Source organism: Halochromatium glycolicum (assembly GCF_016584085.1).
Lineage (GTDB): Bacteria > Pseudomonadota > Gammaproteobacteria > Chromatiales > Chromatiaceae > Lamprobacter > Lamprobacter glycolicus.
This window is the reverse complement of sequence record NZ_NRSJ01000005.1, coordinates 1-13,677: the sequence shown is the minus strand read 5'-3', so window position 1 is coordinate 13,677 and position 13,677 is coordinate 1. Positions and strand designations below refer to the sequence as shown.

Genomic DNA, 13,677 nt, shown 5'->3' with positions numbered 1-13,677 from the left:
AGTGCGCTGCCATGCCGGCTATTGGCTCGAATCCCCAGACGCCGCGGCTGGAGCAGCTTCTCGCCGAGCGCGCCGATCTCTGGCGAGGTCGCTCTAGCGCAGCCGGGGTCGGTGAGGGGGTCGGGACCGGTTTTCCAGAATTGGATCAGCTACTGCCTTGGCATGGTTGGCCAGTGAGCGGTCTCACCGAGCTGCTGACCGATCAGCCCGCTATTGGACTGACGTTGTTGCTGCCGGCATTGCGCTGCCTTTGTCCGGGGGTCGAGGATGGCGACAATGATCACTGCGACCAGCCTGCTCAATCGGATGGTCAGGACTTGTCCATTATTTGCTCCGATGGCTGGCTGTTGCTGGTGAATCCGCCCTATATCCCCTATGCACCAGCGCTGGCGGCGAAGGGCCTTGATCTCGGTCGGGTGCTCGTTGTCGATGCCCCTGGTCAAGGCGCCTGGGTGCTGGAGCAGGCTCTGCGCAGTGGTGGCTGCACCGCGGTGGTCGGCTGGAGCACGGCGGATGAGCCCGACAAGCAGGAGCGGGGTTGGGCGACAGCGATCCTGCGCCGGCTCCAACTAGTGGCGAGCGAGCGTTCGACCCCCGCCTTTCTGCTGCGACCGATGGCCGCGGCCTTCCAGTCCTCGCCGGCGCCATTGCGTTTAGATGTAGAGGCCGCCCCGAATGGGCTGGATGTGGTGTTGCGCAAGCTGCGCGGTGGTCGGGTGGGCCTCAGGCTGCGCTTGTCGGGTTCGGTTGGCCCGTCCCCAATAGTCTCGAAGCCGAAGGCTAAGAGGGCGGTCGACCCGAACGCGTTTCGCCGAGCCGAGGTTGGCTTGAGATGAGCCAAGCACGCCTGTTGCGCGAGTCGACCGATCCGCCAAGGCCCCGGATTGCAACCCCGCCGTCCAAGACGGCTTCGCCTCAGAGCGATGACCAGGCCGATTGCAACTGGATGGCGTTGCATCTGCCAGCGCTGCCATTGCAGGTCTTCGAGCGCGGGCTGCAGACCTCGCTGCCACTCGCGGTCAGCGAGCGCGAGCGTATCCTGGCCTGTAACGATGCTGCGCAGCGACTTGGTGTGCGTCCGGGGCTGCGTGATGGGGCAGCTAGGGCCTTGACCGAGACACTGCGCATCGTCCGCCGCTGCCGACAAGCGGAACGATCCGCGCTTGAGCGGCTCGCGGCCTATGCGCTCAATTTCAGCAATCTGGTGAGTCTCGATCAGGGTGACGAACAAGCAGCCGCGTTGGTGCTTGAGGTTGGGCGGAGCCTGCGCCTGTTCGGCGGCGCGCACGCCTTGCAGCACCAGGTGCTCGATGCAGCCGAAGGGCTCGGCTGGCAAGTGTGCTGCGTGCTGGCACCGACACCGGCTGCTGCCCTGCTACTGGCGCGAGCTGGCATGGGTGGGCTGGTCGGGACCCATGCGGCAGTTCGGCAAGCACTCGATGGGCTGTCGCCGGCCTTGCTGGTCAGCGACCCTCAGGCCCTTGATGATCTGACCAGCATGGGTGTTCGGACGCTCGGTGCGCTGCTGCGGCTACCGCGAGCCGGGCTCGCTGAGCGCTTCGGTCTCTCATTGGTGCAGCGGATCCAGCGGCTACTGGGTGAGCGCGCTGATCCTCAACGCCCGTTTGTGCCGCCAACGCGCTTCCGGGCCGAGCTCGAGCTGCCCGCGGAGGTTCAGAGCACGGATGGCCTAGTCTTCGCCTGTCGGCGTTTACTGGACGAATTGGGTGGTTTTTTGACGGCCCGCCAGAGCGCCGTTCAGCGCATCGAGTGGTGCTTATCGCATGCTGATAGCGATGCCACGCGTTTTCACCTCGGCACGGCCCGCCTGGAGACTGATCCTGAGCGCTGGCTCGAGCTGCTGCGCGCTCGCCTAGAACGGCTCTCTTTGCCTCGACCGGTGCGGGCTATCGCCCTCAGGAGCGACGAGCTGTCCCCGCTGCCGCTGGGGAACGCTGAGCTATTCGAGGATATTGCTCCCGATCCCGCTCTCCCGGCGGCATTGCTGGACCGTCTGCGGGCGCGGCTCGGCGACAGGGCGGTGCGCGGTCTGGCTCTGGCGATGGACCATCGCCCCGAGCGCGCCTGGTGCTGGCGCTCATCGATTGTTGAGGCCGCTCCGTCCAATGCCGGATCGCGCTACATTGGTCCTGATAAGAACGGGCCTCTGACCCATGCCGAGCGCCCCATATGGCTGTTACCCGAGCCGTTGCTGCTCGAGCAGCGGGACCGGAGGCCGTGGCTCGATGGTCCGCTCAGTCTCGGCAGCCGATGTGAGCGCATCGAGACCGGCTGGTGGGATGGCTTCGAGATTGCCCGTGATTACTATATCGCGACGGCCCACAGTGGTGAGCGACTTTGGATCTACCGCGAGATGCGCGGCAGCCGGCGCTGGTTTCTCCATGGGTTTATGGGACTGCCCGAGAGCTGAAGCATGCGCAACCGATGGCTCAGCGCGATCCTCACCGCGCTCTGGCAGGTGCTTCTGCCGCCACGGGGCGCGCTCGAATATGGCCGTCAGCCTGGCCCGGTTGGCCGATTGGCAGGCTTGGCCGGAGGCCGTCAGGCGCTGATCCTGTTCACTGGTGCTGATCGGAACCCCAGTTATTTCAAGGACATTAGGGATGCAGTTCAGAACGAAGCCAGGTATCGTCAGGGATCTGTAAACCAAGACTGTTCGACGCTTAAAGACTATGGTTCGCATTGCCAGAGTGCCGACGCCAGCATTACAGAGCGAGTCACCAGGGCCAGTCCCGCTGACCCACCATGAGATCCTCGGGCTCGTCGAGCCGTTTTCGCGGCGCGGATGGTCGGTCGACCTCGCCGCGAGTGATCGTTCCCAACGCCGCCTTCGCTTCAAGCCGATTCAGCATCCGGATCAACCGTTCGTCGGTAGCACCCTGACTGAGACCCTGGTGCTCGAGTATCCGGAAGCCGGCCATTTTCGACTGCAGCGCCTCGTGGCCGATGCAAGGGGGCTCTGCTCGAGCCTGGAGATCGAGGGTCCTGATGCGGGTCTGCTCCTTGAGCAGATCGAGGCCATCGAGGTCGGCAGACAGATGGTCGCGGCCAGCGAGGTTCCGATTGCCCGCAGCTACCGGCTGATCCCGATTGCCGCCGACGACAACCACCCTGCCCACTGGCAGCTGCAACTCCAGCGTGCCGAATCCTGGGTCGAGGGAGTGGTGCTGACGCTGAACGCCAAGACCGGCCGTAAGATGCCCGCCGATCTCGAACTGCGTGCCGAGCAAGAGCAACGCTTGCGCGTGCCGGCGGACCTGCTCGCCGTGCTCGGTTGGGAGTGGCGGCCGATGCGTGAGCTCGGCAAGCGCTGGCGCGGCAGTGTGCGGGTTGCTGCCGCCGAGCCGGAGCGCACCCGCGATATCGAGAGCAAGCTCGCGCGGGCGGTGACCCATCTGGCCAAGACCCTTCGCAGTAGCCCAGCCGATTTCCACAGCCGCTGGCAGGGTGCACGCTGGCGGGTGACCTTTCAACGCTCGATCCCGATGTTGATCGGTATCGCGCTGCTCGGGGCGGCACCGCTGATCCAGTTCCTGTCGCTGGAGACCGAGTCACTCACGCGGATGTTCATCTTCCATGCGCCGCCGCTGCTGCTGATCGGGATCTTCATGATGCGTGAGCTCCCGGTGATCGAGATCCCACCGCTGCCGCGTCGCTTGATCGGTCGCGCTTGGTTCGTCGAGGATGCCAAGGGACCGCTCGGCAGTCCGACAGCTCAGGGCGCTGAGGCTGGGTGAGAGCGAACAGCCAGGAGGGCTGGCTTGACGGCGCCGGCCGTGCGGTCTTGACCACAAGGGGCTAGCCCCTTCGCCGTACCGGGCTACAGGCCCGTCCATCCTGCAGCAGGCAGGTTGGTCGTCATGATCCCGTTGCGCTGAAGGCGCGAGAGACCCGATCATAGAAGAAACGGGTCCAGGTCAGCTGTGGCTTGCGATCGGTCGGCTGGTCTTCTGCTCGCGTGAGTTCGCCCAAGGACATCCCCAAGGACATCGATGAAGAACGGTGACGCCTTCGGCGAGGGGAAGGCGAGAGAGGGAGCAAGGTGCCAGCGACAAAGGTCAATGGAACGGTGTGCCCAATGCTTGCCAAGCCCCGACTGGCGCTTCGGACACGGCGCTTTAGACACTGGCGCTCCAATCACTAGGCGGTGCGATCGCGATCGGTCGCATGTCGCCGGGCTATCGATTCTGATGCCCTGGCTGAGGCTCGCCTGCATGCTCGTCTGACCCGGCGGATGAACGTGATGACGGAGAGGTCTCAGATGGACGAACAGCTGTTCCTCACGGAGCTCAACGAGGCGATTCGCCTCGACCAGATCACCTTGCCGACGCTTCCCGAGGTGGCGCTTCGGGTCTGTGATGCGATGGAGCGCGAGACCATCAGCGCGGCCGATATCGCGAGCATGATTGCGACCGATGCGGCCCTGTCGGCGCGGCTGCTGCAGGTCGCGAACAGTCCGCTCTACCGGGGCCGGACCGCGATCGACAGCGTGCAGCTGGCCGTCGCACGGCTGGGGGTGCGTCTCGTGCGCTCGTTGGTGGTCAGCCTGGCGACCCAGGGGATGTTTCAAGCCCGCTCACAGGGGCTGAACAGCCGTCTCCGCCAGCTTTGGGAAAACAGCGTTCAGGTGGCTGCGATCTCGCGCGTGCTGGCGAAGCCGCTGAAGCATCTGGAAACGGACCAGGCCATGTTGGCCGGGCTGATCCATAATATCGGCGCCTTGCCGATCCTGGTCCAGGCCGAACGGATCGGTCTGGAAGACGAGCAGGCGCTCGAGACCTTGTTGGATCGGCTGAGCCCGAGCACCGGCGAGCGGATCCTTTCGCGCTGGGGTTTTCCGCCCTCATTGGTCGCAGCGGCGAAGCACTTCAACGATTTCACCTACGACGGTGGCCCCTTGGCCGACTATGCCGACGTCGTCGTCGTGGCGCGCCTGGAGTCACTCCTCGGCACTGGTCACCCCGATGCGGCGCGAGACTGGGAGATGATCCGCTCGTTTGAAAAGGTGGGCTTGGCAACCGACATCGAGATCGTCGAGCTCGAAGGGGCGCAAGAAGAGATCAACGACGTCAACGAGATGTTCCTTGGCTAAGCACGATTGCCGGGAGGGGCAGCGATGAATATTCCGCCGATCTCGATCGCTGCCGCCAAGCAGGCGCTGATCGAGCAGTACGCCGATCCGCGCCTGCGCCACCGCGCGTCGATGCTCTGGGGCACACGCGGCGTCGGCAAGTCTTCGATCGTGCGCCAGGTCGCCGCACATTTCGCCGTGCCGCTGATCGATCTGCGGCTGACGACGATCGAGCCGGTCGACATCCGCGGCGCGATCTATGCCGACGAGAGCCAAGCCAAGACGGTCTGGTTTCCGCCCGAGTTCCTGCCGACCGCCGATCAGCCCGAGGGCATCCTGTTCCTCGACGAGCTGACTGCCGCCGACCAGCGCCTGCAGATCTCGGCCTACTCGCTGATCCTCGACCGGCGCGTCGGCCATTACCAGCTGCCGGACGGCTGGCAGGTGATCGCGGCCGGCAATGCCAGCTTCCACGGCGCCGTCAGTCACGACATGGGCACCGCGCTCGCGGATCGGATGTTCCACTTCAACGTCCAGACCGTGATCGATGCCTTCCTCAGCTACGCAGTCGCAAGCGGCTATGCCCCGGAGGTGATGGCCTATCTCAAGGTGCGTCCGGACAAGCTCGACGATACCCAGACCCAGCTCGCCAATGATCACCTGATCGGCGCCAGCCCGCGCGGCTGGGAGGACATCTCCAATGTCCTGCGCTCGGGGTTGTCCGAGCAAGCGCAGCGGGTCTTCGTCCAGGGCCGCATCGGGGCCGCGAACGCCGCCGAGTTCTTCGGCGTGCTCAAGGAGATCCAGGCCGGGGTCGACGTCGTCGCGCTGCTCGAGGCCGAGCCCGGCGAGGCGACCGCCGAGCTGCTGCCGACCAATCTGGACGCCCTCTACGGGATGATCTATGCGCTGCTGGCAGCGGCGACCGACGAGCCGACCATGGCGCGCGCGCTCGCGATCATCGAGCAGCTCCCCGATGCCCGCGCCCGCGAGCCGCTGCCGGTCCGTGAGGCCCAGACCCTGGCGATGGAGCTGTTGCTGGAGAAGGCGCTCGAGCGAGGTCTCGAGGGGGTCGCCCTCGACAGCGCCGCCTATCGGCGCTACAGCGCGCAGCGGGCCGAGGCTGGCCTCGGCTAGGGTCGCGGGGCGCCCGAGCTCCCCGTTGTAACTCGCTGCGACGCGTACCGACTTGGCGAGACACAACCTTTCCGATGCAGGCATCCCTCCATACCCACCGCGGCACGCGCGCGATCCAGAAGCTCGTCGAGTACGCACCCTCGACCGGCGGGCTCGCGCTCTGGATTCGGCATCAGGATGTCGACGCGCTGCCGGCGCCCGGGCGCAATGGGACGCCGGTTAGTGGCAACGCGGCCGGCCCGACGCGCGGTGCTGGCGCCGCGGACCGACTCACCCCCTGCGCCGCCAATGACGGCCAGACCATCTTCTACACCCCGTCCTTCGAGACGCTGTCGCTGCCGCAGCAGATCGGCCAGGTCGCCCACCAGGTCCTGCACGTGGCGCTCTGTCATGCCCAGCGTGCCCAGGCGCTCGAGCGGCTGCTCGGCGAGATCGATCCCGCGCTGTTCAACGTCTGCGCCGACGCCATCGTCAATAGCACGCTCGGGCATCTGAGCTGGCTCGAGCTGCCGCGAGAGGCGGTGACCCTGGAAGGGCTGCTCGCCAGCGTGCTGCATCGTGAGCAGCAGGCCGCCGCGGCATTGCTGGAATGGGATGTCGAACGGCTCTACCGGGCGATCGATGACCGCCCGGCCAAGCGGGCCACCGGCGGTCAGGGCACCCGCAAGCGCGCGGATCGAGCCGGCGGCGCCGGGGCCAGCCAAAGCAAGCCGCAGCACGCCGACCCAGACCGGCAAGACAGCGACGAGCCGGCGCAAGCGCGCGCCGAGGGCGTGCGCGCGGCGCGCGCCCGCTGGCTCGGCGACGAGACGCCAAGGGACCTGCTCCCCGCCGATCCGCACGCGCGGCCCGAACAGGAGGCCGAGCAGGCGCGCGAATGGCAGCAGCGCCTGGTCCGCGCCCATGCCGGCGACGGCGCCCACTCGATGCTGCGCGAGCTGATCGCCGACCTGCCGAAGGTGCGCACCCCCTGGGAGCACCTGCTGCGGACCCTGCTCACCCGCGGCCTGGCGCGCACGCCGGACCAATCCTGGTCGCGTCCGTCGCGCTCCTATCTCGCCAACCAAGGCCGCACCCCGGGCGGACAACGCCTGCCCTGGGAGCCGGGCAAGACCGCCTCGCGCGCCGTCCCGCGGCTCGTCGTGATGGTCGATCTCTCCGGCTCGATCGATCCGCACGTCCTCGAGCGCTTCACCACCGAGATCGAGGCGATCAGCCGCCGCCTCGAGGCCGGGCTCACCCTCATCGCCGGCGACCAGCGCGTCACCGGCGTCGCCCAGTTCGAGCCCGGCCGCTCCAACCTGCGCGAACTGGCCTTCGAGGGCGGCGGCGGCACCGACTTCAGCCCCTTGCTGCGCGAGGCCGAGCGTCATGCCCCCGACATCGGCGTCTTCCTCACCGACCTCGACGGTCCCGCCGAGTACAAGCCCAGCTTCCCAGTGATCTGGACCGTCCCGGCCGCCTATGCCAACGCCCGCCACCCCTTCGGCCGGAAGCTGGTTCTGGAGTAAGCGGCGCATCCGCCCGTGATCGGGCAGCCTCTGCCCAGAGGTCGATGTGGTGAAGGACAGCGAGTTCGAGTTTCCGGACCTGCTCGGCGCCGCCTACGAGTGGCTGAGCAAGTCCTTCCTCCCGAGGCAGCGCGCACCTTGGAGGACCTGCGCAAGGCCGTGCAACAGAAGCTCGACGAGAAGCGCCGGCTCGGACATGACTAGGTCGTCTGGGAAGACGAACGCCCCATCTTCATCGGAGACGACGCGCCGGACGTAACCGAAGCGAGCGACCGCGCTACTCCGTCTGTTTGGGGCGATGCCCCGAAGATTTGAGCGAGTGCTCCGAAGATTTGGCGCTGCTGTTCCGGGTATTTGCTGGAGCTTGGGAAGGGGGCAAGCGGGCGCTATCATTGCCATCATGTTGTCCGTACAGTGATCGCTAGCGAAGATAACCATGGCCGATTTGTTGGTATGTAACGTCGATGATGAGATCAGCCGGGCATTAGAGGAACGTGCCAGTGCCCACGCGGTCAGCATGCAAGTGGAGCACCGGCGGATTCTCGAGGAGTCTCTCCTGCGACCAAAGCGGCGCAGCTTCTTGCGCGTACTCGCCGACATGCCGGATGTGGGGTGCGACGAGGACTATGCGCGCATTCAAGATGGCACCAATCAGAAAAAGCTCGGGGAGAAGGCATGATTCAAGATCAACTGATTAATGAGATCAAACAGATACCGGGGAACAAACTGGCGGAGCTGTACGATCTCATCCACTACTTTAGGCTCGGGTTGGCAAGCGAACAGGAAGTAACGCATGCGCAACGGCCAATCGGTCTCGCCAAGGGCCAGTTTCAGGTGCCCGCGAGCTTTTGCGAACCGTTACCGGATGAGATTCTGGAGGGGTTCGAGGGCAAGCAATGAGGATTTTGCTCGATACCTGCGCGTTTCTATGGCTGGCCAGCGATGCGCCGGAGCTCAGTCAGACCGCAAGAAGCGTCTTTCAGGACATCGAGAACGAGGTCTTTCTGAGTAGCGTGTCGGCCTGGGAGATCATGGTCAAGAACCGGCTGGGTAAGCTCCCATTACCAGAGCCAGCCGCGCAGTTCATTCAACGCCAACGCAAAATTCATCTGATCACTACCTTGTCGCTGGACGCACTTTCTGTGTACCAATTGGCAAAGCTCCCGGATTATCATCGCGACCCGTTCGACCGTATGCTGATTTGTCAGGCGATTGAGCATGGCTTGACCATTATGACTCCAGACGAAGCGATGACGGATTATCCGGTCGCGACCCTTTGGTAATCTGAAGCGTCGTCATGAGCGAATACACGGAAGTCGAGCAGCCCCTCCTACACCAGTTGCGTCGATCTCGGCTGGGAGATCATCGACCAGGGTCCGGATATCCCCGTCGATCCCGTCAAGAGCCGGTGCCAGAGCTACCGCCAGTGGCTGCTGCCGGAGGTCTTCGCGCAGGCGATCGGCGCCATCAACACCATCCCCGAGAGCCAGCCCTGGCTAGCTCTAGGAGCTGCAAGACCATCTCCTGCGTCAGCCCAACCGCACCCTGCTGGAGGCCAACGGGACGGTCCAGAAGTGGTTGTTCAAGGCCAAGGTTGATGTCAACGAGGTCACCGATGAGCAGGACCCGGTAGTATCGTTCCGCCGGGACCAATCCAAACGGAGGAGCCGCTTATTTCCATTATCTGGCGGCTTCTTGATGTCCGGATCACATCAGTCGGGACAATAAATGCAGGCGCTGATCGCGGCCGTCGTCGAGACATTGCAAGCCAGCATCGGCAGCATCGACTACTGGCACAACGGCGACAAGCAGGAATGCACGCGCAGCGAGATCAAGAAGGCGTTGATGCTGAGCGATCTGCCGGAGCTGAAGGCCAAGCGCGAGCGGATCGCGGTCGGGATCATGAAATTGGCCAAGACTCGCCATTGGGGGCTGCTCGGCGGACCTGCGTGCGAAGCCGCGCTGGAGGATGAACGGGCATGAGCGAGTCAAAAGCAGTGGCTGCGGCGCTATGGCGCGAGCCTGACGCTCTGACATGCTGCTCGTGTCGGAACGGGGCGGGCTGGTTGATCCCCCAAGCCTAGCTGGCCAGAATCTCTGGTGCGCTCGCTGTTGATCCTGATGCATGAAGCCAGTGAATCCAGAGGCTTTCGGCTTTCCGATCTGACTTGTCCGATAATCAGTCGGCTTTCACAACCGTTGCAACCCCTGTGACCAGTCCGCGACGAACTCCTCGATCGACTCGATGAAATCGGGATCATGCTCGCTGCGGTTGATCGTGCAGTGGATCAGGGCACCATCGGGGACGACAGTGATCGTCCAAGCCAGCGCATTCGGGCAGCCTGGTAACGTGAAACGCACGCCATCGCGGAGACACTCGCGGTGGACCCTGAACTGTCCCCAGAGGCAATAGACCTCGCCGGCGTCCCGATCAGCGTCCCAGTGCAGCACGCGATCGATCGAAGCGCACAGCTCGGCCAGCCGCTGACCGGTGAGCTCGCCCTGGAGTTGCTCGGCGCTGAGATGACAGGGGGTCGTGGCAAAGAATTCCATTGTCGAGGAAGGGTCGAGGAAAAACGGTGAGACTGACTGCGGACGAAGAACGTTTCCTAAGGCGATTTCTGTCAAAGCTCATACCGCCTTGCTGGTCTTTTCGCTCGCCTTCTTCGTCGCGCCGCCGGTCACATAGCCCGGCTATGCTCCCGGCGACGCTCCTCGAAGGCAAACGAGAATCCTGCGCAATTCGGTACGAGCTTTTCCGGCAATCGCCTAAGACGACGAGCCAAGCGGGTCCGATCATGGCCTATCATCGGCGCCTTGTTGCTGACAATGCAACTCGGGCTCGCGGTCTGGCTCGTGACCTTCGCCCCCATGTTGGCGAATCCCGTCGTCGTCCAGGCGCGACTCGAGACCGACGCTATCCCATGCGCGACGCTGGCCTTATCAGCCGCCTTGCTGCCGGTCGTCGTGCTGCTCTGCCTGTTGATCGTCCTCCTGTTGCTGCTGTTCGCGTTCGTCGCTTTTGCTCATGAGCGGCGCTATCAAGCGTTGCTTGAGAGGCTGAGGGTCACGCCGCCCGGCTCGCCGACCGCAAAAAGCCTGAACGGGATCTCCACAAGCACCCGCTATCATGAGTAGACAACATCTTTCGGACTCCCCGCGCCTGAGCGCGTTAGGCTAGCCAGCACCTGCATTGCCTGACAAGCCCAGTATGGTCTCCACCGCAGTTTTAGGCAGGTTGGCGATTAGGCCTAGCCCTGCCTTGAAGGCCCTTATCGTCCGGGTGGCGATCACGTGGCTTGGAAGCGCTAGACCGACGATTTCCACCGATGTTGGCTTGAGCGATAGGGCAAGGGGAGACCACGCTGTCTCCAGCGGCATCGGTCGCCAGTGCCGTGATCGCCAAGCCTGCATTGAGGGTCTCGATGCCGAGCGCCGAAGCTGGCGCAAGCGGTCCGGGGAAGGGAGGTCGCACTGGCTCCGGTGGCATCGGTCGCCAGTGCCGTGATCGCCAAGCCTGCGTTGAGGGTCTCGATGCCGAGCGCCGAAGCGGACTTAAGCGGTCGGGGAAGGGGAGGCCGTACCGGCTCCGGCGGCGTCGATCGCCAGGACGGCGATCGCCGAGCCTACAGGGATCGTATTCACGGCGTCCGCCGGAGCCGGTGCGGCCTCCCCTTCCTTACACCAGCGCCCGACGTTGCGAACCCCACCCGTTGAGCTAAGAAACTGTCCATCAACTTCTTCCCGATTTACGGGCCAGCGTTGGGCGATCATCGGGAAGTAGAAAATGGACAGCCACTAAGCAACGGCCGCAAGCGTTTCACCCTCCAACGTCACCTGCTGCCAGCATCATGGGCCGCCATGATCGGCAGCCACTCACTTCTCCCGCGCGTAAGGCCAGGCCATGATCCCGCCCTCCATGACCTTGACATTGCGCCAACCATGCTGCTGCAGGATCGATGCGGCCTCGTAACCGCGCAGCGAGATCTTGCAATAGAGGATGATCTCGCGATCCTTGTCCTGGGGCAGCTCATCGAGCCGGTCGCGCAAGGCCCCGAGCGGGATCAGGGTCTCGCCGATCCCGAGCCGCATCGCCTCGAACTCCTGCGGACTGCGGGTATCGAGCACGAAGCAGTCCGCGCCATGATCGACGCGCTCCTTCACCTCGGTCACCGTCAGGCCCTGCATCCGCCCCTGCAACTTGTTCTCCATCACCTGCGCCGAGACGATCGTGTGATCGAGCGCGAGCGAATAGGGCGGCGCATAGGGCAGATCGGCGTTCACCATGTCCGCGACCGTCAGCTTGCCGCGGATCGCCATTGCCATGGTCGCGACCCGCTTGCTTACATCGCCCGGCCCGACACACTGGAAACCGAGGATGCGACCGCTCTCGCGCTCGGCGACGAGCTTGCTGATCAGCAGCTTGCCGCTCATGAACACCGGGATATCGAGCCCCGAGATCGTCGCCGTCTCGATCTCGGTGAAGCCCTCTGCCTTGGCCCGCTGCGCCGAAAGCCCGGTGAAGCCGACGGTATAATCGAAGATCTTGCAGATGCCGGTCTGGGTGATCCCAGGGAAGTGCGCGCTGCCTTCCTTGACCACGTTCTGCCCTGCGACACGGCCTTGCAGGTTGGCGAGATCACCATAAGGCGCCCGCACGTACCGGCCGGTCACCAGCGACGTGCACTCGACGCAGTCCCCCGCCGCATAGATGTCTGGGTCCGAGGTCTGCATCCGGTCGTTGACCCGGATGCCGCCCTGATCGCCGATCTCGAGCCCGGCGAGCTGGGCCAGATCGATGTTCGGGCGTACCCCGACCGCGACCACCGCGAGCTGGCAGGGCAGCTCGGTGCCGTTGTCGAGCTTGACGCCGACCAGCTTGCCGTTGTCGCCGAGGAATTCGGCGACACCATTGCCGACGATGATGTCCGGCCCATGAGCACGGATATGGTTCTCGACCAGCTTGCCGAGGTCCGGGTCCAGGAACGGCAGGATCTGCTTGGTCTTCTCGATCACAGTGGTGTCGATGCCAGCCAGGCGCAGTGCCTCACAGACCTCGAAGCCGATCAGACCGCCGCCGACCACCACCGCCTTGTCGACCTCCTTGGCATCGCGCACCGCGCGCAGCGCATCGGCATCGCCCATCGAGTGCAGCGTCTGCACGCCGGCGAGATCGAATCCCGGTGCGGCCGGGCAGACCGGCCGCGCGCCGGTCGCGAGGATCAGCCGGTCGTAGTGAAGCGTGCGCTCGTTGCCGGTGGGCAGGTGCTTGAGGAAGACCGTTTTGGCCTCGCGGTCGATCCTGAGCGCCTCGGTTTGCACCAGGGCCTCGATGCCCTTGGCTTTGCCGTAGAAATTCGGGTCGCGCACGATCCCGGCCGGCGTGCAGATCAGCATGTTGCGATCGTCGAAGGTGCCGCCGACGTAATAGGGGAAGCCACAGGAGGCCATCGACAGCTCCTGCTCGCGCTGGAACAGGATGATCTCGGCGAATTCGTCCATCCGGCGTGCCTTGGCGGCAGCCTTGGGTCCGGCGGCCGAGCCGCCGATGACGACGATGCGGGTGGGTTGGGTCGACATAAGAAGCGATCCTCAGCGGGTCGGGCCGATGAGCGGCGAGGGGTCGGGCCGATGAGCGGTAAGGGGTGAGGCCAACGGCCTAAGGCGATTTCTGTCAAAGCTCATACCGCCTTGCTGGTCTTTTCGCTCGCCTTCTTCGTCGCGCCGCCGGTCACATAGCCCGGCTATGCTCCCGGCGACGCCCCTCGAAGGCAAACGACAATCCTGCGCAATTCGGTACGAGCTTTTCCTTGCGCCAGGCAAAGCCTGGAAGAGGGGGATGATCGCGAAATGATTTGAGTGATCGGAAACCTCTTATTGTGACCCGCCGGGTGAAAGTCCCGAACCGGAAAGGACTGGCCATCCACCGGAACCGAG

13 protein-coding genes are annotated in these 13,677 nt (G+C 64.5%); 11 read left to right on the top strand and 2 right to left on the bottom strand.

The features are described from left to right. Nucleotides 1-11: 11 nt before the first annotated feature. The 10 genes from CKO40_RS04185 to CKO40_RS04140 all read left to right on the top strand — a co-directional run bounded on the left by CKO40_RS04185 (nt 12) and on the right by CKO40_RS04140 (nt 9,723). Nucleotides 12-836: a hypothetical protein gene (locus CKO40_RS04185; protein WP_200344942.1), complete on the top strand. Its 825-nt coding sequence runs from the start codon at nt 12-14 to the stop codon at nt 834-836. After that, on the top strand, nt 833-2,431 hold the full coding sequence (locus CKO40_RS04180) for a Y-family DNA polymerase (RefSeq protein WP_200344941.1): 1,599 nt from the start codon (nt 833-835) through the stop codon (nt 2,429-2,431). The genes CKO40_RS04185 and CKO40_RS04180 overlap by 4 nt, the downstream gene beginning before the upstream one ends. A gap of 280 nt (nt 2,432-2,711) precedes the next feature. Continuing rightward, a complete protein-coding gene (locus CKO40_RS04175; RefSeq protein WP_207173390.1) occupies nt 2,712-3,758 on the top strand; it encodes a hypothetical protein in 1,047 nt (348 codons plus the stop codon). 524 nt (nt 3,759-4,282) lie between these two features. Next, nucleotides 4,283-5,113, top strand: coding sequence for an HDOD domain-containing protein (locus CKO40_RS04170; RefSeq protein ID WP_200344939.1), 831 nt, complete (start codon nt 4,283-4,285; stop codon nt 5,111-5,113). Nucleotides 5,114-5,137: 24 nt separating this feature from the next. Next, nucleotides 5,138-6,229, top strand: coding sequence for an AAA family ATPase (locus CKO40_RS04165; RefSeq protein WP_200344938.1), 1,092 nt, complete (start codon nt 5,138-5,140; stop codon nt 6,227-6,229). A gap of 74 nt (nt 6,230-6,303) precedes the next feature. Continuing rightward, complete coding sequence (locus CKO40_RS04160; protein WP_200344937.1) at nt 6,304-7,740, top strand: vWA domain-containing protein; 1,437 nt, start codon at nt 6,304-6,306, stop codon at nt 7,738-7,740. A 436-nt stretch (nt 7,741-8,176) separates the two neighbouring features. Next, a complete protein-coding gene (locus CKO40_RS04155) occupies nt 8,177-8,419 on the top strand; it encodes a FitA-like ribbon-helix-helix domain-containing protein (RefSeq protein WP_200344936.1) in 243 nt (80 codons plus the stop codon). After that, nucleotides 8,416-8,640, top strand: a complete 225-nt coding sequence (locus CKO40_RS04150; protein WP_200344935.1) for a hypothetical protein — start codon at nt 8,416-8,418, stop codon at nt 8,638-8,640. The genes CKO40_RS04155 and CKO40_RS04150 overlap by 4 nt, the downstream gene beginning before the upstream one ends. After that, nucleotides 8,637-9,023, top strand: a complete 387-nt coding sequence (locus CKO40_RS04145) for a type II toxin-antitoxin system VapC family toxin (RefSeq protein WP_200344934.1) — start codon at nt 8,637-8,639, stop codon at nt 9,021-9,023. The genes CKO40_RS04150 and CKO40_RS04145 overlap by 4 nt, the downstream gene beginning before the upstream one ends. 445 nt (nt 9,024-9,468) lie before the next feature. After that, nucleotides 9,469-9,723: a hypothetical protein gene (locus CKO40_RS04140; RefSeq protein WP_200344933.1), complete on the top strand. Its 255-nt coding sequence runs from the start codon at nt 9,469-9,471 to the stop codon at nt 9,721-9,723. Between the two features lie 207 nt (nt 9,724-9,930). On the opposite strand, the gene CKO40_RS04135 is transcribed toward CKO40_RS04140, so the two are convergent. Then, nucleotides 9,931-10,293, bottom strand: coding sequence for a hypothetical protein (locus CKO40_RS04135; RefSeq protein ID WP_200344932.1), 363 nt, complete (start codon nt 10,291-10,293; stop codon nt 9,931-9,933). Between the two features lie 276 nt (nt 10,294-10,569). On the opposite strand from CKO40_RS04135, the gene CKO40_RS04130 reads away from it, so the two are divergent. After that, the gene (locus CKO40_RS04130) at nt 10,570-10,878 is read left to right on the top strand and encodes a hypothetical protein (protein ID WP_200344931.1); all 309 of its coding nucleotides are present in this window, start codon (nt 10,570-10,572) and stop codon (nt 10,876-10,878) included. 738 nt (nt 10,879-11,616) lie between these two features. On the opposite strand, the gene CKO40_RS04125 is transcribed toward CKO40_RS04130, so the two are convergent. Further along, entirely contained in the window at nt 11,617-13,320 is a 1,704-nt protein-coding gene (locus CKO40_RS04125; RefSeq protein WP_200344930.1) for an FAD-dependent oxidoreductase, read from the bottom strand. Between the last annotated feature and the right edge of the window lie 357 nt (nt 13,321-13,677).

Coding starts and splice junctions, on each gene's coding strand:
- CKO40_RS04185 (WP_200344942.1), top strand. CDS start 12: ATGCCGGCTATTGGCTCGAATCCCCAGACGCCGCGGCTGGAGCAGCTT.
- CKO40_RS04180 (WP_200344941.1), top strand. CDS start 833: ATGAGCCAAGCACGCCTGTTGCGCGAGTCGACCGATCCGCCAAGGCCC.
- CKO40_RS04170 (WP_200344939.1), top strand. CDS start 4,283: ATGGACGAACAGCTGTTCCTCACGGAGCTCAACGAGGCGATTCGCCTC.
- CKO40_RS04165 (WP_200344938.1), top strand. CDS start 5,138: ATGAATATTCCGCCGATCTCGATCGCTGCCGCCAAGCAGGCGCTGATC.
- CKO40_RS04160 (WP_200344937.1), top strand. CDS start 6,304: ATGCAGGCATCCCTCCATACCCACCGCGGCACGCGCGCGATCCAGAAG.
- CKO40_RS04155 (WP_200344936.1), top strand. CDS start 8,177: ATGGCCGATTTGTTGGTATGTAACGTCGATGATGAGATCAGCCGGGCA.
- CKO40_RS04150 (WP_200344935.1), top strand. CDS start 8,416: ATGATTCAAGATCAACTGATTAATGAGATCAAACAGATACCGGGGAAC.
- CKO40_RS04145 (WP_200344934.1), top strand. CDS start 8,637: ATGAGGATTTTGCTCGATACCTGCGCGTTTCTATGGCTGGCCAGCGAT.
- CKO40_RS04140 (WP_200344933.1), top strand. CDS start 9,469: ATGCAGGCGCTGATCGCGGCCGTCGTCGAGACATTGCAAGCCAGCATC.
- CKO40_RS04135 (WP_200344932.1), bottom strand. CDS start 10,293: ATGGAATTCTTTGCCACGACCCCCTGTCATCTCAGCGCCGAGCAACTC.
- CKO40_RS04130 (WP_200344931.1), top strand. CDS start 10,570: ATGCAACTCGGGCTCGCGGTCTGGCTCGTGACCTTCGCCCCCATGTTG.
- CKO40_RS04125 (WP_200344930.1), bottom strand. CDS start 13,320: ATGTCGACCCAACCCACCCGCATCGTCGTCATCGGCGGCTCGGCCGCC.